The sequence below is a fragment of the Paracoccus thiocyanatus genome (assembly GCF_900156255.1).
Taxonomy (GTDB): domain Bacteria; phylum Pseudomonadota; class Alphaproteobacteria; order Rhodobacterales; family Rhodobacteraceae; genus Paracoccus; species Paracoccus thiocyanatus.
In genome coordinates, this window is the sequence record NZ_FTMK01000006.1 from 14,240 (window position 1) to 35,051 (window position 20,812).

Below are 20,812 nucleotides of genomic sequence, written 5' to 3' on the forward strand. Positions count from 1 at the left end.
GCCGGCGGTTCACAATCGGATCGGGACAGGCCGCGATGCGATGCGCCAAAGGCCACCCTAGTCGGTCAGGCGAAGCGCGCCGAAATCGGGCGGCATGGAAAGGTCGGGTCCCTGTCCCGGCCGGCCCTGGCCCGAGGCACCGGCCTGCGCCGCATCCTGCGGCTGGGACAAGGGCGGTTCGGTGGCGGTCGCGTCGCCGCCTGGGGCCGCCGCGGCCCCGGCCGCCAGCGTCGCGTCCGGCACCGCCGCATCGGCCAAAGGCGCGGCGGGTGCCTGTGCCGCCGGTGGGGATGGGGCAGTTTCGTGCCCGGCGGGCGACGGCTGCGCCATGGCGGGCGCGGCGGCCGCCCGTGCCGGCGCAGGATCCAGCCCCGGCACCTCTACCTTGCCGGGCGGCGGCACCGGGATCGGTGCTTCCGAAGCCGGGTCGGGCAGGTCCAGAGGATCGGCCTCGGGGCCCGTCATCTCGGGTGCGGCCGGCGCGCTGGCCGGGATATCGGGACGCAGGGCGGCGCGCTCGGCCGGCAGGGGCGCAGCCTCGCCCGTTGTCGTTGCCGGCGGCGCCGGGGATGGGGGCGGGGTGCGGGCCGCCAGGGGTGCGGGCGGCTGCGGCTGCATGTCGCTGGCGCGCGAAAAGCCGGAACCGGCGGGGACGGCCAGCGTCTCGGCCGCGGGCGTATGGCCGGCGTCCGGCGCCTGGGGGCGCGGCGGTTGCGGCAGCGCCAGCGACAGCCCGACCAGCGCCGCGCCGCAAGCCAGCGCGCCGTGAATCAGACCTGTCGCAAACCCTTTCGCCATGCCCACGCCCAGCCTTTGCCCGTCTCGCCGATTGCCGCCCCCGCCACGGTTTTTCTTGCCCGCGGTCTTGACCCGCAGCGGGGCTTTAGCCCATCTATAGCCGCAGATTTTCCGGGGTTCACCCCCCAATGCAAGGCACCCGCCATGATCCTGCTCATCGACAATTACGACAGCTTCACCTGGAACCTGGTGCATTACATGGGCGAGGCCGGGGCCGAGGTCGTCGTGCGCCGCAACGACGCGCTAAGCGTCGACGAGGCGCTGGGGATGGGCGCGCAGGGCATCGTGATTTCGCCCGGCCCCTGCGATCCGGCCCATGCCGGGATCATCGTGCCGCTGATCCGGGCGGCGGCGGACAAGGGCGTGCCGCTGCTGGGCGTCTGCCTGGGCCACCAGGCCATCGGCGAGGCGTTCGGGGGCAAGGTGGTGCGCGCCGGCCGCATCGTGCATGGCAAGGCCGACGCGATCAGCCATGACGGCACCGGGGTGTTCACGGGCCTGCCCTCGCCGCTGACCGCGACACGCTATCATTCGCTGGCGGTGGAACCGGAAAGCCTGCCCGACTGCCTGCGCGTCACCGCCACCGCGGCGGACGGCACGATCATGGGGCTGATGCACCGCACCCTGTCGGTCGAGGGGGTGCAGTTCCATCCCGAAAGCATCGCCTCGGAATACGGCCACGACATGATCCGCAACTTCCTGCGCCGCTGCTCGAACCTGGACCGCGCCGCATGAGCGCGCCGACCGACATCCGCCCGCTGATCGGCCTGGCCGCCAGCCGCCCGCTGACCGGGACCGAGGCCGAGGCGGCATTCGGCGCGCTGTTCGAGGGCGCGGCCACCCCCGCCCAGATCGGCGGCCTGCTGATGGCCATGCGCGTGCGCGGCGAAACGGTCGAGGAAATGGCCGCCGCCACCCGCGCCATGCGCGCGCGGATGAACCGCATCAAGGCGCCCCAGGGCGCCATGGACATCGTCGGCACTGGCGGCGACGGCAAGGGCACGCTGAACATCTCGACCGCCACGGCCTTTGTCGTGGCGGGCGCGGGCGTGCCGGTCGCCAAGCACGGCAACCGCAACCTGTCGTCGAAATCCGGCTCGGCCGATGCGATGACCCATCTTGGCCTGAACGTCATGGCCACGCCGGAACTGGCCCAGGCGGCGCTGGCCGCGACCGGCATCTGCTTCATGATGGCGCCGGTGCATCACCCCGCCATGCGCCATGTCGGCCCGGCGCGCGCGGAACTGGGCACGCGGACGATCTTCAACCTGCTGGGGCCGATGACCAATCCCGGCCTGGTCAAGCGGCAGCTGACCGGCACCTTCGACCGGGTCTGGAACCGGCCGATGGCCGAGACGCTGCGGGAACTGGGCAGCGAGGCCGCCTGGCTGGTGCATGGCGGCGACGGCACCGACGAAATTTCCATCGCCGAGCCGACCTGGGTGGCCGAACTGAAAGACGGCGAAATCACCGAATTCCAGATCTCGCCCGAGGATGCCGGCCTGCCCGTCCACCCGTTCGACGCCATCCTGGGCGGCGACCCGGCGCAGAACGCCGCGGCGCTGCGGGGGCTGCTGGACGGCGCGCCGGGCGCCTATCGCGACGCCGTGCTGCTGAACGCCGCCGCCGCGCTGCTGATCGCGGGCCGGGCCGCCTCGCTGCGCGAAGGGGCCGAGATCGCCCGCGATTCCATCGACAGCGGCAAGGCAGGCGCCAAGCTTGCGGCGCTTGCCGCCCGCGTCGGCGCACCCGAGCCCGATGCCTGATCCGCGCATCCCGGACCGCTGGGCCGGCCTGCCGTTTTTCAGCGAGGATTGGCCCGCCATCGCCGCCCGGCTCAGCGGATGCGACTGGCTGCCCGGCCCCGGCCGCGTCTTCGCCGCGCTGGAACTGACCGCTCCGCAGCAGGTGCGCGCGGTCATCCTGGGACAGGACCCCTATCCCACGCCGGGCCATGCCGATGGGCTGGCCTTTTCGGTGACGCCGGAAACCGCGCTGCCGCGTTCGCTGCGCAACATCCATGCCGAGATGCGCGACGACATCGGCGCCGCGCCAGCCAATGGCGACCTGGGCCATTGGGCGCGGCAAGGCGTGCTGCTGTTGAACTCGTCGCTTTCCGTCCCGCCCGGCCAGGCCGGCGCCCATGCGAAATGGGGCTGGGACAAATTGGCGCGCCAAGCCGTCATCCTGGCGCAGGCCGAACGGCCGCTGGCCTTTATCCTTTGGGGCGCACAGGCGCAAAAGGCCATGGCCGGGCTGCCGCGCCCCCAGGACCTACTGATCGAAAGCGCCCATCCCTCGCCCTTGTCGGCGCGGCGCGGCTTTTTCGGCTCGCGTCCCTTCAGCCGGATGAACGCGTGGCTGACGGCGCGGGGCGAGCCGCCGATCGACTGGGCCCTTTCCGAAACGACCGTCGCGGGGTAAAGCTGCGTCATGGATATTCTCGACCGCATCCGGGCTTACAAGCTTGACGAAATCACCGCGGCCAAGGCCGCCCGGCCGCTGGCCGGCATCGAGGCCGCGGCCCGTGCCGCCACCCCGCCGCGCGGCTTTGCCGCCGCGCTGGAGGCCAAGGCTGCGACCGGCCACGCGCTGATCGCCGAGATCAAGAAGGCCAGCCCCTCCAAGGGCCTGATCCGCCCGGATTTCGACCCGCCCGCGCTGGCCCGCGCCTATCAGGCCGGGGGTGCCGCCTGCCTTTCGGTGCTGACCGACGGCCCCAGCTTCCAGGGCGCGCCCGAGTTCCTGACCGCCGCCCGCGATGCCTGCGACCTGCCGGTGCTGCGCAAGGATTTCCTTTACGATCCCTATCAGGTGGCCGAGGCGCGCGCCTGGGGCGCCGATTGCATCCTGATCATCATGGCCTCGGTCGATGACGCCCTGGCCGCCGAACTAGAGGACGCGGCCTTTCACTGGGGCATGGATGCGCTGGTCGAGGTGCACGACCGCGCCGAACTGGACCGCGCCCTGCGCCTGAAATCGCCGCTGATCGGGGTGAACAACCGCAATCTCAAGACCTTCGAGGTCAGCCTGGACGCGACGCTGGACCTGGCGCCGCATGTGCCCGCGGATCGCGACCTGGTCTGCGAAAGCGGGCTTTTCACGCCTGCCGACCTGAACCGCATGGCCGAGGCCGGGATCCGGCGCTTCCTGATCGGGGAAAGCCTGATGCGCCAGCAGGACGTGACCGGCGCCACCCGCCAGATCCTGGGACTTGCCGCATGAGCCTGACGCATTTCGACGCCCAGGGCCAGGCGCATATGGTCGATGTCTCGGACAAGCCCGAAACCGCGCGCGAGGCGGTGGCCGAGGGCGTGGTGATCATGGCCCCCGAGACGCTGGCGCTGGCCCAGGGCGGCGCGGCCAAGGGCGACGTGATGGGCGTGGCGCGGCTGGCCGGCATCATGGGTGCCAAGCGCACCGCGGACCTGATCCCGCTTTGCCATCCGCTGCCGATCACCAAGGTCTCGGTCGAACTGGCGGCCGACCCCGCCCTGCCCGGCATCCGCATCACCGCCACGGTCAAGACCGCCGGCAAGACCGGGGTCGAGATGGAGGCGCTGACCGCCGTCACGACCGCCTGCCTGACCGTTTACGACATGCTCAAGGCCGCGCAAAAGGACATGCGGATCGAAGGTGTCCGCCTGCTGTCCAAGACCGGCGGCAAATCGGGCGCCTTTCGCGCGCCCTGAAGGGGATAGAATGATCAGCGTCGAAGAAGCCCGTTCCCGCGTCCTGGCCCTGGCCCGCCCGCCCGAGCCCGAAGAGATCGCGCTGGAACAGGCGCTTGGCCGCGCCCTGATCGCGCCGGCAATGGCGCGGCTGACCCAGCCGCCCTTCGACGCTGCCGCCATGGATGGCTATGCGCTGCGCTCGGCCGACCTGCCCGGTCCCCTGCCGGTGATCGGCACCGCCGCCGCGGGCCAGCCCTATGAAGGCGACACGCCGCCCGGCAGCGCCATCCGCATCTTTACCGGCGCCCCCGTGCCGGCGGGCTATGACCGCGTGGTGATGCAGGAACTGGTCCAGCGCGACGGCCACCGCATTACCGTGGCCGAGCCGGGCCACAGCCACAACATCCGCGCCAAGGGCAATGATTTCACGCAGGGATCGGCGTTTCAGCCGCAGCGCCCGCTTCGCCCCGCCGACCTGGCGCTTGCCGCGGCGATGAACGTGCCGCGGCTGACGGTCGCCCGCCGCCCCCGCGTCGCGGTGCTGGCCGGCGGCGACGAGCTGGTTCCCCCCGGAAGCATGCCGGCGCCCGGACAGATCATCAGCTCGAACGATCTCGCCATCGCGGCCCTGGCGCGCGAGGCCGGGGCCGAGCCCGTCGTCCTGCCGCTGGCCCGCGATACCGAGGAAAGCCTGCGCGACCGCTTTGCCCAGGCGCAGGGCTGCGACCTGATCGTGACCATCGGCGGGGCCTCGGTCGGCGATCACGACCTGATCGGAAAGGTTGCGGCCGACCTGGGCATGGAGCGGGCGTTCTACAAGCTGGCGATGCGGCCGGGCAAGCCGCTGATGGCCGGCCGCATCGGGACGGCCGCGATGCTTGGCCTGCCGGGCAATCCGGTCTCTGCCGTCGTTTGCGCCAAGCTGTTCATGCAGCCGCTGATCCGCGCCATGCAGGGCCTGCCGCCGGGACCGGCGATCCTGCAAGCCGTCCTGGCCCGCGATCTGGCCCCCGAAGGCGACCGCCAGCACTATCTGCGCGCCCGGCTTGCCGCAGGCGACGCGCTGCCGCTGATCGAGCCCTTCGACGACCAGGATTCCGCCCGGCTGTGGGTGCTGGCCGAGGCCGATGCGCTGCTTGTCCGTCCCGCCCATGATCCGGCCCGCAAGGCCGGCGAACGCATGAGCTACCTGCCGCTCTAAGCGCGTTAACCGGAAATTTACCCGAATCGCCATAGTGATTGACGCAAGGGATTGGCCGCGCTAGAACATTCGACGAACATAACGGCGGCCGCAGCAGATCGGGGGCAGAGCATGCTGACCAGGAAACAGATCCAGCTTCTTGAATTCATTCAGGCCCGCATGGCCCGCGACGGGGTGCCGCCTTCGTTCGACGAAATGAAAATCGCGCTGGACCTGCGCTCGAAATCGGGAATTCATCGCCTCGTGACCGCCCTTGAAGAACGCGGGTTCATCCGCCGCCTGCCGCATCGCGCCCGAGCGCTGGAAATCGTCCGCCTGCCCGACAGCCTCAGCAAGGGATCGGGCTTCCAGCCCCGCGTGATCGACGGCGCCGTCCCCGACCGCGCCGCCCCGCTGCCCCGCGGCGCGATGGAGATTTCTGTATCGGCCATCGAATTGCCGGTGATGGGCCGCATCGCCGCCGGCGTCCCGATCGAGGCGATATCGGAAGTGTCGCATCACATCGCCGTGCCCGGCTCGATGCTTTCCGGCCAGGACCGGCATTATGCGCTGGAGGTGCGGGGCGATTCGATGATCGACGCCGGCATCAACGACGGCGACGTCGTGGTCATCCGCGAACAGGACACGGCTGAAAACGGCGACATCGTCGTCGCCCTGGTCGACGGTCACGAAGCGACGCTGAAACGCTATCGCCGCAAGGGTGGCATGATCGCGCTGGAAGCCGCCAACCCCGCCTATGAAACCCGCGTCCTGCCCGAAGACAAGGTGCGCGTCCAGGGCCGGCTGGTGGGCTTGATCCGCAGCTATTAGGCAAAGGCCGGCGTTCACTTGCGCGGCACGGGCCGCCGGCTGGCGTTGCGGGGGTTGGCCGGCTGCGCTAACCATGGGGCCAAAGGCGACAGCTCAAGGATTATCCATGCGCGCTCTGACGTTCCGCATCTTCGCTCTGGTCATGCTGCTTGCGCTGCCGGCACGGGCTTTTGACACCAATGCCCGCGCGGCCTGGGTCTATGACGTGGCGACGGGCACTGTGCTGATGGAAAAGAACGCCGACGAGCCGCTGCCCCCGGCGTCGATGTCCAAGCTGATGACCGTCTACATGCTGTTCGAGGCGCTTGAGGAAGGCCGGGTGCAATCCGACACCCGGCTGCCCGTCTCGACCAAGGCGCGGCAGATGCAGGGCTCGACCATGTTCCTGAACGAACAGGACCGCCCCACGGTCGAGGAGCTGATCAAGGGCATCATCGTGCTTTCCGGCAACGATGCCTGCGTGGTGGTGGCCGAAGGTCTTGCCGGCACCGAAGAAGCCTTTGCCCGCCAGATGACCGAGCGCGGCAAGGCGCTGGGGCTGACGCATTCGACCTTTGCCAATGCTTCCGGCTGGCCCGATCCGCGGCATCGTATGTCGGCCCGCGACCTGGGCATCCTGGCGCAGCGGCTGATCAGCGATTTTCCCGACCTCTATCGGAGCTTCGCGATCGAGGAATACCGTTTCGACGACCGCGCCCCCGCCAACCGCTTCAACCGCAATCCGCTGCTGAAGCTTGGGATCGGCGCCGACGGGCTGAAGACCGGCCACACGCAAGAGGCGGGCTACGGCCTTGTCGGCTCGGCCGTTCAGGGCGACCGGCGGGTCATCTTTGTGATCTCGGGGCTGCAAAGCGACCGTGCCCGCGCCGAAGAGGCCGAGCGCATCGTCAATTGGGCCTATCGCCAGTTCACCATGAAAACCATCATTCCCCAGGGTGAAATCGTGGCCCAGGCCCCGGTCTGGCTGGGCGGCCAGGGCAAGGTGGGGCTGACGACCGTCGATGGCGTCCGGGTGCTGATCCCCGCCGGATCGCAATCCGGCGTCACCGCCGAGGCCGTGTTCCGCGGCCCGATCGAGGCCCCGATCACCAAGGGCGACCGCTTGGGCGAGCTGGTGGTGAACATCCCCGGCGCCGGCCAGTCGCGCCTGCCGCTTCTCGCCGCCAGCGACGTGGCCCGCACCGGCGTGCTGGGCCGCATGCAGGGCGCGGCGTTCCGCCTGGGCCACAAGGCCATCCAGGCGGTGCGGAACTGACGCGCGACCGGCCCATGTTCATCAGCTTCGAAGGCATCGACGGTTCGGGAAAATCCACCCAGGCGCGGCGGCTGGCGCAAGCGTTGAACGCGCGCGGCACCGAGACGCTGCTGACCCGCGAACCCGGCGGCAGCGAGGGCGCTGAGCAAATCCGCCGCCTGCTGGTCGAGGGGCGCGGCGAACGCTGGTCCCCCGAGACCGAGTTGCTGCTGTTCACCGCCGCCCGCCGCGATCATGTCGAACGGCTGATCCGTCCGGGGCTGGACCGCGGCGCCTGGATCGTCACCGACCGCTTTGCCGATTCCAGCCGCGTCTATCAGGGCGTAGCCCGCGCCGACCTACGCCATCTGGTCGAAGAATTGCACCGGCTCACCATCGGCATCGAACCCGACCGCACCTTTCTTATCGACATCGACCCGGCCGTGGCGCTGGCCCGCGGCCAGGCCCGCGGCGGGGCCGAGGATCGCTTCGAAGGGCTGGGCGTCGATTTCCAGCGCCGGCTACGGGCGGGCTTTCTGGCGCTGGCCGCCGAATGCCCCGACCGCATCCGCATCATCGATGGCCGCGGCACCGAAGATGACATCGCCGCCCGCGTGCTGGAGGCGCTGGAATGAAAAGATCCGACCGGGACGACGAGCCGCTGCCCGAGCCCGACCGCGTGCCGGGCGCCCCCCATCCGCGCGAAGCGACGCGGATCATCGGCCAGGACGGCGCGGTCGCAGATTTCCTGGCGGCCGCGCGCGCGGGGCGGCTGCACCATGCCTGGCTGATCTCGGGGCCGCGCGGCACCGGCAAGGCCACCCTGGCCTGGTGCATCGCGAAATGGCTGCTAAGCGGCGCGGCCACCGCCGACCTGACAGCGCCCCCGGACGACCCGGTCATCCGCCGCATCCGCGCCCTGTCCGAACCGCGGCTGCACCTGGTCCGGCGCCCGGTCGACGAAAAGACCCTGCGCCTGCGTGCCGAGATCACCGTGGACGAAATCCGCCGCCTTCAGGGCTTTTTCCACATGAGCGCGGCCGAGGGCGGGCGGCGCGTCGCCATCGTCGATGCGGCCGACGAGATGAACCCGGCCGCCGCCAATGCGCTGCTGAAGCTGCTGGAAGAACCGCCGCAGGATGCGATCCTGCTTTTGGTCGCGCATCAGCCGGCCCGGCTTTTGCCGACCATCCGCTCGCGCTGCCGGGAAGTGCGGCTGCATCCGCTGGACGCCGCGGATATGGGCCTGGTGCTGCACGAATTGGGGCTGGACCACGACGCGGCGGCGCTTGCGGCACTGTCCGCCGGCTCGATCGGCGAGGCGTTGCGGCTGGCCGGGCAGGACGGGCTGGCAGTTTACCGACAGATCGTCGGGCTTTTCGCGGAACATCCCCGCATGGACCGCCGCGTCGCCGCGGCCCTGGCCGAACGGGCCGCCGCCCGCGCCGGGGCCGAGGGCGATCCCTTCGACCTGGTCGTCACGCTGCTTGACCGCTTCCTGACGCGCGCCGCGCGCGCCGGCCTTCTGGGCGCCCCCCTGCCCGAGGCCGCCGAAGGCGAAGCCGCGGTGCTGAGCCGCATCGCCCCCGATCCGGCCGCGGCACGGCGTTGGGCGACAGCCCAGGCCGAACTGTCGGCCCGCGCCCGCGCCGGGCGGGCGGTCAACCTTGACCCTTCCGCGCTGGTGTTGGATATGCTGGTGGGGCTGGCAAACCAGCCTGCCGCCTGACGGAAGCCGCCGATGTCCGAACCCGATCTTCCCATCCTGGTGGACAGCCATTGCCACCTGGATTTTCCCGATTTCGATGGCGAACATGCCGAACTGGTCGCCCGCGCCCATGCCGCCGGCGTGACCCGCATGGTCACCATCTGCACCCGCCTGCGCCATGAACCGCTGGTGCGCGCCATCGCCGAGGCGCATTCCGGCGTCTTTTACGCCGCGGGCACCCATCCGATGCATGCCGCAGAAGAACCCATGGCCAAGGTCGAGGAGCTGGTCGCCCTGTCGCGTCATCCGCGTTTCGTCGGCATCGGCGAAACCGGGCTGGACTATCATTACACCGCCGACAGCGCCGCGGTGCAGGCCGAAAGCCTGCGCATCCATATCGAGGCGGCGCGCCGCACCGGCCTGCCGCTGATCGTGCATTCGCGCGACGCGGATCAGGACATGGCCCGTATCCTGACCGAGGAATATCGCGCCGGCGCCTTCACCGGCGTCATGCATTGCTATACCAGCGGCGCAGAACTGGCGCGCGCGGCGCTGGACCTGGGGCTATACCTGTCCATGTCGGGCATCGCGGCCTTTCCGCGCTCGACCGAGATCCGCGAAATCTTTGCCGCAGCGCCCCGCGACCGCATCCTGGTCGAGACCGATGCGCCCTATCTGGCCCCCCCGCCCCATCGCGGCAAGCGCAACGAGCCGGCCTATGTCGCCCATACCGCCAGGGTCGGGGCCGAAGCCCTGGCCATGACCCCGCAGGCATTCGCCGAGCTGACCACGCGCAATTTCGAGCGGCTGTTTTCCAAGGCCGCGGCATGATCCGCGCCACCATCCTCGGCTGCGGCTCCTCGGGGGGGGTGCCGCGGCTGGGCGGCCGCTGGGGCGAATGCGATCCGTCGAACCCGCGCAACCGCCGCCGCCGCTGCTCGCTTCTGGTCGAGCGGCTGGGCGACGGGGGCATTACCCGGCTGCTGATCGACACCGGCCCCGATCTGGTGGCGCAGCTTCTGGATGCCGGGGTCGGAGAGCTGGACGCCGTCGCCTATACCCATGCCCATGCCGATCATATCCACGGCATCGACGACCTGCGGCAGGTCGTGTTCAACACCCGCCGACGGATGCCGGCCTGGGCCGATGCGCCCACCGCGGCCGCGCTGAAGGCCCGCTTCGGCTATATTTTCGAAACGCCGCCCGGCTCGTCCTATCCGCCGGTCTGCGACTTGCAGGCGCTTGACGGTCCCTTTGCCATCGACGGCGCGGGCGGCCGGATCGAGGTCGCGCCGTTCCAGGTCGAACATGGCGACATGAATGCGCTTGGCTTTCGCCTCGGCGGAACCGGCCCAAGCCTGGTTTACCTGCCCGACGTCCTGGCCATCCCCGAAGACGCCTGGCCGGTGATCATGGGCTGCGATGTGTTCATCTGCGACGCGCTGCGGCGCATTCCTCATCCCAGCCATGCCCATCTGGCGCTGACGCTGGAATGGATCGCGCGCTCGGGCTGCGCGCGGGGGGTGATCACCAACATGCATATCGACCTGGATTATGACGCGGTCATGCGCGAAACGCCGGAAAACGTCGTGCCCGCCTATGACGGCATGAGGATCGACATGGCATGACGGCGCTGTTCGACGTCATCCTGCCGGTCTTTCTGGTGGTCGGCTTCGGCTATCTGGTCTGCTGGCGCAAGTGGCTGTCCGAGGTCGCGGTCGATGGGGTGATGCGCTTTGCCCAGAACTTCGCGCTGCCGGTGCTGCTGTTTGGCGCCATCGCCGGGCTGGACCTGGGCGCGAATTACAAGCCGCTGCTGCTTTTGGCCTTTTACAGCGGCGCGCTGCTGTCCTTTGCCCTGGGGACCGCGCTTTCGCTTTACTGGCTGCGCCGCCCGGCCGAGGATGCCATCGCCATCGGCTTCGTCTGCCTGTTCTCGAACTCGCTGCTGCTGGGGGTACCGATCACCGAACGCGCCTATGGCCCCGAGGCGGTGCTGGGCAATTTCACCATCATCTCGATCCATTCGCCGCTGCTGTACACCTTTGGCATCACCGCGATGGAATTCGTGCGCGCGCGCGGCCAGAACCTGTCGCTGGGCGGGGTGGCGCTGCGGGCGCTGTCGGGGGTGCTGCACACGCCGCTGGTCATCGGCATCCTGTGCGGCTTTGCCGTAAACCTGTCCATGCAGGCCGGGCTGGTGCTGCCCCAGGGATTTTGGGCGGCGGTGAAGATGATATCCAACGCCGCGCTGCCGGCCGCCCTGTTCGGGCTGGGCGGCGTGCTTTACCGCTATCGGCCCGAAGGCGAGGCGCGGGCCATCGCCCTGTGCTGCGGCGCGTCGCTGCTGCTGCATCCGGCCGTGACCTTTGGCCTGGGCAAGCTGTTCGCGCTGAACCTGGCCGAGATGCGTTCGGCCGTGCTGACCGCCGCCATGCCGCCGGGGGTCAATGCCTATATCTTCGCCGCGCTTTACGGGGTGGCCAAGCGCGTCTCGGCCTCGGCCGTGCTGGTGGCGACCGCGCTTTCGGTGCTGACCGTCTGGTTCTGGCTCGCGGTCCTGCCCTGACGCGGAAACGCCGCCCGGCCAAGGCGGCGTTCCGTGGTCAGCGGGGCGTCAGGCCGCGCAGCCGTTCCGACCGGCGGCGCAACAGTTCGACCGTGGTCAGAAGCGCGATGGAAAAGATGACCAGCAACGTCGCCACCGCCAGAATGGCCGGGCTGATCTGTTCGCGGATGCCGTTCCACATCTGGCGGGGAATGGTCTGCTGGTCGGGGCCGGCGATGAACAGCACCGCCACCACCTCGTCGAACGATGTGACAAAGGCGAACAGCGCCCCCGAGATCACCCCCGGCAGGATCAGCGGCATGGTGATGCGGAAAAAGGTGGTGCGCGGATTGGCGCCCAGGCTGGCCGCCGCCCGGTTCAGCGACTGGTCAAAGCCGACCAGCGTCGCCGTCACCGTGATGATGACGAAGGGAATGCCCAGCGTCGCATGGGCCAGGATCACCCCCAGATAGGTGCCCGCCAGCCGGCCGCATTGCGGATCCAGCCCGATCCAGGTCAGCGGCTCGCAGGGGTTCGAGTAAAAGAAGAACATCCCCGTCGCGGTGATGATGATCGGCACGATCATGGGCGAGATCAGGATGGCCATGATCGCGCGACGCCAGGGCATCTCGGGCCGCGACAGGCCAAGCGCGGCCAGGGTGCCCAGGACCGTGGCGACCAGCGTCGAGAAGACGCCGATGATGATCGAGCTTTTCGCCGCATTGACCCATTTCGCGTTCTGCCAGGCATCCGCCCACCAGGTCAGGTCGCGCGGCGCATCCGGCCGCGCCATGCCAAAGGTCAGCAGGCTGTCATACCAGCGCAGCGAATAACCCTCGGGATCCAGGGACAGCATCTTGTCGGTAAAGGTGAAGTAAGGCTCGGCGTTGAAGGACAGCGGGATCACCACGACGATGGGCGCGATCAGGAAAAAGAAGATCGCGGCGCAGATCGCCAGATAGGCATAATGCCAGACCTTCTCCAGCGGCGAGGCGTAAGTCGGAAGCGCCATGGCGATTATCCCAGTTTCAGGTTGTCGATGCCGACAAGCCGGTCATAGACCCAGTAAAGGATCAGGACCCCGGCCAGCAGCAGCGCGGCCAGCGCCGCCGCCATGGACCAGTTCAGCGTCTGCGTCATGTGCATCGCGATCATGTTGGAAATCAGTTGCCCGGACGCGCCGCCGACCAGCGCCGGCGTGATGTAATAGCCGACCGCCAGGATGAAGACCAAAAGCGCCCCCGCCCCCAGTCCCGGCAGGGTCTGCGGGAAATAGATGCGGCGAAACGCGGTCCAGCTTGTCGCGCCCAGGCTGCGGGCGGCGCGCACATAGGACGGGTTGATGGTGCGCATCACCGAATAAAGCGGCAGGATCATGAAGGGCAGCAGGATATGGGTCATGGCGATGATCGTGCCGGTCTGGTTGAAGATCATCTGCAATCGCTGCCCGTTGCCGATCAGCCCCAGCCAGACCAGCATGTCGTTGACCACGCCCTGCTGCTGCAACAGCACGATCCACGAGGTGGTGCGCACCAGCAGCGATGTCCAGAATGGCAAAAGCACCAGGATCATCAGCAGGTTCGATTGCCGCATCGGCAGGGTGGCCAGCAGATGCGCCACCGGAAAGCCCAGAAGGAAGGTCGTGGCGGTAATGGCCAGCGACAGCCAGAAGGTGCGCATGAACAGCTTGACATAGATCTGCTGCTGCTCGGGCACGGCGGTGATCTGGCCCTGGTCGTCGCGCGTGCGGTCCACCGCCGCAAGATAGAAGTTCGCGGTATAGGGCGAGGCGGCCATCCGCATCACCGACCACAGTTTCGGATCGCCCCATGTCTCGTCCATGTCCAGGATCGCCTGGCGATAGGGCGGGTCGATGCCGCCCCGCGCCTTGCGCCCGGCCGAGGTGAACAGCGAACGCGTGCCCGGCATGTCGTAATTGATGCGGGTGCCGACGACGCCGATGGTGCGCGCCTGGGCGGCGGCGGCCAGATCGGCGGCCAAGGCCGCCCAGGCCGCGTCGTCGGGCTGGGTGCCGCGCGGGTTGTCGTGGAACCAGGCCGTTAGCTGCGGCATGTTGGCTGAAAAGCCGTCATTCTTGACCGAGCGTTGCAGCATCTGCCCGATCGGCAGGACAAAGGTGATCAGCACGAACAGCAGCAGCGGCAGAACCAGGAAGAACGCGCGCCGCCTTGCCCGGCGCGAACTGCGCGCCAGGGCCGCCTTTAACGGGCGGCCGTCCGCGGTTCGCAGCGTGCCTTGCCGGTCAAGGCCGCCGGCCTTGGTCACGATGGCAGCATGGGGGTCAAGCGCATTGGCCATCTTGGTCCTTCGTCGGGCAATCCATGGGTCGAAGCCGCGGCCCGGAACCTGGGGGCCGCGGGGTGGCCGGGGGCAACCCCAGCCGGATCATCGGGGGCGGGCAGTTCCTGGACCCCAGGGCCGGCATGGCGCCGGGATCAGGATCGGCCCGGTTTTCATCGTCTGCTCCCGTTGGTGCTTGCGGCTCTTGGGCGGCCTGCGGCGTGCAGATGGCCGCGGCGGGGTCCGCCCGCCGCGGGTCCGATGCGTCAGTTCGCCAGCCAGGCGTTGAAGCGTTCCTGCAATTCGGCATCGTGATCGACCCAGAAATCCAGGTTCGAGGCCAGCGCATTTTCCAGGTTCGCGGCATAGGTGGGCAGATTCGGACCCATCGGCACGTCGGTCCCCTCGATATTGCCGACCAAGGCCGCGGCCGAGGTGCGGGGCGGGCCATAGCTGATGAACTCGGCGGCGCGGGCCTGCTGCTCGGGCGCGGTCGAGAAGGCGATAAACTCCTTGGCCGCCTCGGGGTTGGGGGCGCCCTTGGGCACGACCCAGCCTTCCATCTCGTAGATCTGGCCGTCCCAGACGATGTTGAAGGGCTTGCCCTCTTGTTGGGCCGCATTGAAGATCCGGCCGTTGAAGGCAAAGGCCATCGTCACCTCGCCATCGGCCAGAAGCTGCGGCGGCTGGGCGCCGGCTTCCCACCAGATGACGTCGTTCTTGATGGTTTCAAGCTTGGCAAAAGCCTGGTCCACGCCTTCGGGGGTGCCCAGCACCTCATAGACCTGGTCGGCCGCGACACCGTCGGCCATCAACGCGAATTCCAGGTTGAACTTGGCGCCCTTGCGCATGGTGCGCTTGCCGGGGAACTTGGCCGTGTCAAAGAAATCGGCCGCCCCGGCGGGCTTGGCATCGGGGAACTTGCTGTCGTCATAGGCCAGGATCATCGAATAGACATCCGTGCCCACGAAACATTCGGTGATCGCGCCCTCGATGAAGTCATCCTCGGCCGAGGTGCCGTCGGCGGTGGGCAGCAGGATCGACGGGTCGAACTCTTCCAGCAGCCCTTCGTCGCAAAGCCGCACCGCATCGGCATATTCCACCGAAGCGACGTCGATCGTGACGTTGCCGGCTTCGACCTGGGCCTTGACCGGGGTTGCGGGGTTGTCGGCATCCGAGACCTGGACCTTGATCCCCGTCTGCTGCTCGAACGGCTTGACATAGGCTTCCACATGGCTGCGCCCATAGGCACCGCCCCAGGACAACAGGTTGACCTGCTTGTCCTGCGCCTGCGCCGTGGCGGCGATGGCGACCAGCGCAGAGGTCAGTATCAGCGTGCGTTTCATCATAACTCCCTGGTTCCTTGCTTTTGATGCACGTTCACACCGGATCAAGGGCGCGGGCATCCTCGGGGTGCCAGCCGATCCGTATCGTCTCGCCGGGCGACAGTTTCACCTGGCCCAGCGTATTGCGGTATTTCATCACGAAATCGTCCTGGCCGGCGACATGCAGCCGCGCCCGCAGGATATCGCCCATATAGATCACGTCGCGCACCTGCGCCTCGATCGTGTGTGCGCCCTGGGGCATCAGATCGGGCTTGAACTCGACGCGCTCGGGCCGGATCGAGACGGTGGTGGTCTGCGCAACCTCGCGGATGTTGACGGCGGTGGCGTCGATCAGTTCGCCATTGCCCAGCCGCACCAGCGCCTTGTCGCCCTGCAACTGCTCGATCGTGCCGCGCAGCGCGTTGTTTTCGCCGATGAACCCGGCGACAAAGCTGTTTTCGGGCTGCTCGTAAAGCACCGGCGGCGCGGCAAGCTGCTGAATCCGGCCATCGTCGAAGACGGCGATGCGGTCCGACATTGTCAGCGCCTCGCCCTGGTCGTGGGTCACATAGACCACGGTGATGCCCAGCCGGTCGTGCAGGGCCTTGATTTCGAACTGCATGTGCTCGCGCAACTGCTTGTCCAGCGCGCCCAGGGGTTCGTCCATCAAGACCAGCTTGGGATCGAAGACCAGCGCGCGGGCCAGGGCGATGCGCTGCTGCTGGCCGCCCGAAAGCTGCGCCGGGCGGCGGTTCTTGAACCGGCCCATCTGCACCATGTCCAGCGCGCGGGCCACGCGCGTCTCGCGCTCGGCCTTGCCCATGCCGCGCACTTCCAGCGGGAAGGACAGGTTTTCGCCGACGCTCATATGCGGAAACAGGGCGTAGTTCTGGAACACCATGCCGATGCCGCGCTTGTGGGGCGGCACGTCGTTGATGTTGCGGCCGTCCAGGCGGATCTCTCCATGGGTGGCGGTTTCGAACCCGGCCAGCATCATCAGGCAGGTGGTCTTGCCCGAACCGGACGGGCCAAGCATGGTCAGGAATTCGCCCTTGCCGATGGCCAGGTTCAGGTCTTTGACCACAAGCGTCTGGCCGTCATAGCTTTTCTGGACATGGTCGAAGACAACGAAAGCATCGTTGCCGGGGTCTGCTGTCACGATGCGGGCTCCCTGTTTCCCTATTGGTCTTTGTTCCGCCCCTTGACAGTAAGCGGCGCCCGGCGCCGAATGCAACTCACTTGTCGCCGCAGCCGCGGGCGGGGGCGATGAAACCGGGGGCCCCGCCGGGGTCGGGGCCGGCTATGCGGGAAAAGGCGCGCCGCGGTCGGGCTGCGGGGCGGTCAGCGCCGCTCGGCCCAGATCATTTCGCGGCTGGGCAAAGCCGGCGACTGGTAAAGCCCCGCCTCGCCCTCGTGCCGATGGGTCAGCACGGAAAGCGTGCCGTTCGATTCCAGGATGGCGAACTTGACATGCGACAGGTCTGCGATGCCGTGTTCGCGCAGCTTGAGGTAAAGTTCGCCCATGCCGATGCCCTGCCGGCGCAGGCGGTCCAGATGCACCCGCCCTTCGGTGATGACGATGCGCGGGCGGCCCTCGAAGATGCGGCCCAGCCGGTCCGAGGACAGGATGGCCACGTCCAGCAGCTTGTTGAAGCCGGCCACCAGCAGGATCGCCAGCATGGCCGGCAACAGGGGCACATCGGGATAGAACAGCGAATCGCCCACGGCCGAGCCGATGGCGATGACCAGCAGGAACTCGACGATGGAAAGCTGCGCCACCGTGCGCCCGCCCAGCCAGCGCATCAGCGCCAGCGTGTAGAAATAGATGATGACGGTGCGAAGAAACACCTCCCAGGCAAAGCTCAGGTTCTGGTCGCCCAGGAAGATGCGGTGAAATTCGTCGATCATGGCGGCCGTTTTTCCTTGTCCGCGCGTGGTTTGCGCCAGGGGACAAGCCGCAATGGCCGGCGCCGGTTCCACCGCCCGCGCCGGACCTTGGGTGCAGGCCGCGCTAGACCGCCAGGAAGCCGCCATCGACCGGCAGGACCGCGCCCGAAACCATGCGGCTGTCGTTCGAAAGCAGCAGCGCGATGGCCTGCGCGACCTCGTCGGCCTCGGCAAAGCGGTTCAGGGGGTGGCGCACCATCATCGGCTGGCTTTTCGCCGCATCCGACCAGGCCTCGGCCGCCAGTTCGGTCAGGGTGATGGTGGGCGCGACCGCGTTCACGCGGATGCCATGCTGGCCAAGTTCCTTGGCCAGGACGCGGGTCGCGCCCTCTAGCCCGGCCTTGGAGGCGGCATAGCACAGGTGGTCCTGAAAGCCGCGATGGCCGGCGATCGAGGTGATGTTGACGATGGCGCCGCCACCGCCCGCCACGACGCGGGCGCGGGCAAATTCCTGGCAGCAGATCAGCGCGGCGCGCAGGTTGATGCCCAGCACCGCCTCATAGCCGGCCTCAGTCATGTCCAGCACGCTTTCCAGCACGTTGATGCCGGCGCTGTTGATCAGGAAATCGGCAGGTCCGGCCTGCGCCATGGCGGCGCGGGCGGCGGCGGCATCGGCCAGGTCGACGGCGATGCCGCGCGCGCCGGTTTCGTCATGCAGGCTGTCGAGATCGGATTGGGTGCGGCTTAGCGCCACGACCTGCGCGCCGCGCCCGGCCATCAGTTGGGCGCAGGCGCGGCCGATCCCCTTGCCGGCGCCGGTGATGATGACGGTCTTGCCCGTGAATGGCATGGTTTCCCTCGCATGAGTTTTGCGGCAAGGCCGCCGGTGTTCAGTTCGGCGGCAGGGCCGCGCTGTGTTCAGTTTTGCGGCAGGGCCGCCATGGCGGCGCGGATCTGCCGCGCCGTGGATTGCAGCGCCAGGAAGGCGGCATGGCGCGCGTCCTGCCTGGCGCGGCTGGCCGGGTCGGGGGCGCAGCGCGTGGCGATGCGCGACATGGCCGGCATCGCCGTCAACAGATCGGGAAACACCCCCGCCGCCACCGCGCCCAGCATGGCCGAACCCAGCAGCACCGGCTCGGGGCATTCCGTCACCTCGACCGGCAGGCCGGTAGCGTCCGCCAGCAATTGCCGGGTCAGCGGATGCGCGCCGGCGCCGCCGCTGACGCTGATGGTCTGGACCGGGGCGCCATGCTGGCCTTGGGTCTCGATGATCTGGCGCAGGCCATAGCCAAGGCCGCAGATCCCGGCGACATAAAGCGCGACCAGCGAATCCGGCCCGCTCTCCATCCCCTGGCCCATGACGACGGCGCGGGCATGGGGGTCGGCAAAGGGCGCGCGGTTGCCCAGGAATTCGGGCACGACATGCAGGTCGTCGGCCAGCCGCACCGCGCCGCTGGGCGAACCGGCCAGTTCCAGCGCCCGGTCGGCCAGCCATTGCGGCAGGGACTTGCCCGCGGCCTGGGCCAGCGCCGTCGCGTCGGCCGTGGCGGGGTGCAGCTGCACCAGTTGGTCGATGGCGGCGCCGGCGGCGGATTGCCCGCCCTCGTTAAGCCACATGCCGGGCACCATGGCGGAGTAATAGGGACCCCAGACGCCCGGCACGAAAGCCGGCTCGCGCGTCGTGGTCATGGTGCAAGACGAGGTGCCGAAGACATAGCCCAGGCAAGCCGTCGCATCACCCCCGGCCGCCACCGTGCCGACGCCGCCGGCATGGGCGTCGATCAGCCCGGCCGCGACCGCGATGCCGGGGCGCAGCCCCATCGCCGTGGCCGCCGCCGGGGTCAGCCCCTGCCCCAGCGCCGTGCCGGGATCGACGACGCGGGCGCCGATGCGGGCGAAGCCGTCATCGGCCAGGTCGCCCAGCCCGATCTGGCGGAAATAGCCCGCGTCCCAGCGCCCCTCATGCGCCAGATAGGTCCATTTGCAGGTCACGGTGCAGGCCGAGCGTTCCAGCGCGCCGGTCGCCTTCCAGGTCAGGAAATCGGTCAGGTCGAAGAAATGCGCCGCTGCCGCATAGACCTCGGGGCGGTTCTCGCGCAGCCATAGCAGCTTCGGCGTCTCCATCTCGGGCGAGATGCGGGTGCCGACATAGGCCAGCACGTCGTGGCCCTGCGCATTGATGCGTTCGGCCTGTTCGACGGCGCGGTGGTCCATCCAGACGATGATGTCGCGTTCGGGATGGGCGGGGTCGCCCACCGGCAGCGTGGCATCCCCCGCCCCGCGCACGACCAGCGAACATGTGGCGTCAAAACCGATGCCCGCCACCTGCGCGGGGTCGATCCCCGCGCCGCTGACGCATTCCCGGACGCAATCGCAGACCGCGCGCCAGACCTGCTCACTGGATTGCTCGGCGATCACGCCGCCTTCGCGATGCATCTCGATCGGGCGCTTGGCCGTGGCCAGCAGGCGGCCGGCGCGGTCGAAAAGCCCGGCCCGCGCCGAGCCGGTGCCCACGTCGATGCCGATCAGATACTGGTCCATGGCGCTACTCCGTTCCGGGGGCCGGGCGTCAGACGCGGTCGAAATTGGTCGGCAGCACCAGCATGTCGCGGATGGTGACGGTGCGCTTGCGGGTCAGCATGTATTCGACCGCATCCGCGACCTCTTCCGGGTCGATCAGGCTGCCCGATTCCTTGGCCTTGCGCAGGTTCTCTTCGGGCCAGTCGGCTAGCAAAGCCGAGACGACCGGGCCGGGCGACACCTGCATGACCCGCACGCCATGCGGGATCATCTGGCGGCGCATCCCCTGGACAAAGCTGGTGATCGCCCACTTCGAGCCGGAATAGACCGGCTCCCACCAGGTCGGGAAATGCCCGGCGATCGAGCAGGTGACGACGACGTCGCCGGTCTTGCGCCCGGTCATGTGCGGCAGCACGGCGTGGACGTTCTTCATCACCGCGTTGACGTTCAGGTTCAGCATCCGGTCGATGGCCTCGGGCGTCGTGTCGGCCAGATCGCCGCCGATATAGGTGCCGGCATTGCAGTAAAGGATGTCGATGTGATCGACCTTGGCCAGGATCTGGGGGATCATGGCGTTGCAGCTTTCGGCGTCCAGCAGGTTCGTCACCTGCGGGATCGCCCTGTCGCCCAGCCTGGCGGCCAGTTCGGCCAGCGCCGCCTGGTTCCAGTCCACCATGACCACGGTGGCGCCGCGATCCAGCAGCCGCTGGGTGGTCGCAAGCCCGATCCCCGAGGCCGCGCCGGTGATGACGGCAACCTTGCCGTCCAGCGATTCAGACATTCCGTTCTCCTGTCTTCGGTATGGT

General features: G+C 68.6%; 22 protein-coding genes. 13 read left to right on the plus strand and 9 right to left on the minus strand.

Features of this window, described 5'->3' with window-relative positions:
• Positions 1–57: 57 nt before the first annotated feature.
• The gene (locus F3H32_RS06070; RefSeq protein ID WP_149765063.1) at positions 58–798 is read right to left on the minus strand and encodes a hypothetical protein; all 741 of its coding nucleotides are present in this window, start codon (positions 796–798) and stop codon (positions 58–60) included.
• A gap of 144 nt (positions 799–942) precedes the next feature.
• On the opposite strand from F3H32_RS06070, the gene F3H32_RS06075 reads away from it, so the two are divergent.
• The 13 genes from F3H32_RS06075 to F3H32_RS06135 all read left to right on the plus strand — a co-directional run bounded on the left by F3H32_RS06075 (position 943) and on the right by F3H32_RS06135 (position 11,994).
• Positions 943–1,533 carry an anthranilate synthase component II gene (locus tag F3H32_RS06075; RefSeq protein WP_149765064.1) on the plus strand — a complete coding sequence of 197 codons (591 nt, stop codon included), beginning with the start codon at positions 943–945 and terminating at the stop codon, positions 1,531–1,533.
• The gene (gene trpD / locus F3H32_RS06080) at positions 1,530–2,564 is read left to right on the plus strand and encodes an anthranilate phosphoribosyltransferase (RefSeq protein ID WP_149765065.1); all 1,035 of its coding nucleotides are present in this window, start codon (positions 1,530–1,532) and stop codon (positions 2,562–2,564) included. Before F3H32_RS06075 ends, trpD begins: the two co-directional genes overlap by 4 nt.
• A complete protein-coding gene (locus F3H32_RS06085) occupies positions 2,557–3,222 on the plus strand; it encodes a uracil-DNA glycosylase (protein ID WP_149765066.1) in 666 nt (221 codons plus the stop codon). Before trpD ends, F3H32_RS06085 begins: the two co-directional genes overlap by 8 nt.
• Before the next feature lie 9 nt (positions 3,223–3,231).
• Positions 3,232–4,023, plus strand: a complete 792-nt coding sequence (gene trpC, locus F3H32_RS06090; RefSeq protein ID WP_149765067.1) for an indole-3-glycerol phosphate synthase TrpC — start codon at positions 3,232–3,234, stop codon at positions 4,021–4,023.
• Positions 4,020–4,490: a cyclic pyranopterin monophosphate synthase MoaC gene (gene moaC, locus F3H32_RS06095; RefSeq protein WP_149765068.1), complete on the plus strand. Its 471-nt coding sequence runs from the start codon at positions 4,020–4,022 to the stop codon at positions 4,488–4,490. The genes trpC and moaC overlap by 4 nt, the downstream gene beginning before the upstream one ends.
• 10 nt (positions 4,491–4,500) lie before the next feature.
• Positions 4,501–5,673, plus strand: coding sequence for a molybdopterin molybdotransferase MoeA (locus F3H32_RS06100; protein WP_149765069.1), 1,173 nt, complete (start codon positions 4,501–4,503; stop codon positions 5,671–5,673).
• 111 nt (positions 5,674–5,784) lie between these two features.
• Positions 5,785–6,483: a transcriptional repressor LexA gene (lexA, locus tag F3H32_RS06105; protein ID WP_149765070.1), complete on the plus strand. Its 699-nt coding sequence runs from the start codon at positions 5,785–5,787 to the stop codon at positions 6,481–6,483.
• 106 nt (positions 6,484–6,589) lie between these two features.
• A complete protein-coding gene (locus F3H32_RS06110) occupies positions 6,590–7,738 on the plus strand; it encodes a D-alanyl-D-alanine carboxypeptidase family protein (protein ID WP_149765071.1) in 1,149 nt (382 codons plus the stop codon).
• Between the two features lie 14 nt (positions 7,739–7,752).
• Positions 7,753–8,352, plus strand: coding sequence for a dTMP kinase (gene tmk, locus F3H32_RS06115; RefSeq protein ID WP_149765072.1), 600 nt, complete (start codon positions 7,753–7,755; stop codon positions 8,350–8,352).
• Positions 8,349–9,446, plus strand: coding sequence for a DNA polymerase III subunit delta' (locus tag F3H32_RS06120; protein ID WP_149765073.1), 1,098 nt, complete (start codon positions 8,349–8,351; stop codon positions 9,444–9,446). Before tmk ends, F3H32_RS06120 begins: the two co-directional genes overlap by 4 nt.
• Before the next feature lie 12 nt (positions 9,447–9,458).
• A complete protein-coding gene (locus tag F3H32_RS06125) occupies positions 9,459–10,256 on the plus strand; it encodes a TatD family hydrolase (RefSeq protein ID WP_149765074.1) in 798 nt (265 codons plus the stop codon).
• Positions 10,253–11,053, plus strand: coding sequence for an MBL fold metallo-hydrolase (locus F3H32_RS06130; RefSeq protein WP_149765075.1), 801 nt, complete (start codon positions 10,253–10,255; stop codon positions 11,051–11,053). Before F3H32_RS06125 ends, F3H32_RS06130 begins: the two co-directional genes overlap by 4 nt.
• Positions 11,050–11,994 (plus strand): AEC family transporter, encoded by a 945-nt coding sequence (locus tag F3H32_RS06135; RefSeq protein WP_149765076.1) that lies wholly within the window; start codon positions 11,050–11,052, stop codon positions 11,992–11,994. Before F3H32_RS06130 ends, F3H32_RS06135 begins: the two co-directional genes overlap by 4 nt.
• Positions 11,995–12,031: 37 nt before the next feature.
• Here the strand turns inward: F3H32_RS06135 and F3H32_RS06140 are convergent, their stop codons facing one another.
• The 8 genes from F3H32_RS06140 to F3H32_RS06175 all read right to left on the minus strand — a co-directional run bounded on the left by F3H32_RS06140 (position 12,032) and on the right by F3H32_RS06175 (position 20,787).
• Positions 12,032–12,985 (minus strand): ABC transporter permease, encoded by a 954-nt coding sequence (locus F3H32_RS06140; RefSeq protein ID WP_149765077.1) that lies wholly within the window; start codon positions 12,983–12,985, stop codon positions 12,032–12,034.
• Between the two features lie 5 nt (positions 12,986–12,990).
• Positions 12,991–14,292, minus strand: coding sequence for an ABC transporter permease (locus F3H32_RS06145; RefSeq protein WP_149765078.1), 1,302 nt, complete (start codon positions 14,290–14,292; stop codon positions 12,991–12,993).
• 248 nt (positions 14,293–14,540) lie between these two features.
• On the minus strand, positions 14,541–15,620 hold the full coding sequence (locus F3H32_RS06150; protein ID WP_188128601.1) for an ABC transporter substrate-binding protein: 1,080 nt from the start codon (positions 15,618–15,620) through the stop codon (positions 14,541–14,543).
• 34 nt (positions 15,621–15,654) lie between these two features.
• Complete coding sequence (locus F3H32_RS06155; protein WP_115756674.1) at positions 15,655–16,758, minus strand: ABC transporter ATP-binding protein; 1,104 nt, start codon at positions 16,756–16,758, stop codon at positions 15,655–15,657.
• Positions 16,759–16,940: 182 nt separating this feature from the next.
• A complete protein-coding gene (locus F3H32_RS06160; RefSeq protein ID WP_188128602.1) occupies positions 16,941–17,507 on the minus strand; it encodes a DUF421 domain-containing protein in 567 nt (188 codons plus the stop codon).
• Positions 17,508–17,610: 103 nt separating this feature from the next.
• Positions 17,611–18,336: an SDR family oxidoreductase gene (locus tag F3H32_RS06165; protein WP_149765081.1), complete on the minus strand. Its 726-nt coding sequence runs from the start codon at positions 18,334–18,336 to the stop codon at positions 17,611–17,613.
• 68 nt (positions 18,337–18,404) lie between these two features.
• Positions 18,405–20,027 carry an FGGY-family carbohydrate kinase gene (locus F3H32_RS06170; RefSeq protein WP_149765082.1) on the minus strand — a complete coding sequence of 541 codons (1,623 nt, stop codon included), beginning with the start codon at positions 20,025–20,027 and terminating at the stop codon, positions 18,405–18,407.
• A gap of 28 nt (positions 20,028–20,055) precedes the next feature.
• The gene (locus F3H32_RS06175) at positions 20,056–20,787 is read right to left on the minus strand and encodes an SDR family oxidoreductase (protein WP_149765083.1); all 732 of its coding nucleotides are present in this window, start codon (positions 20,785–20,787) and stop codon (positions 20,056–20,058) included.
• Positions 20,788–20,812: the final 25 nt, after the last annotated feature.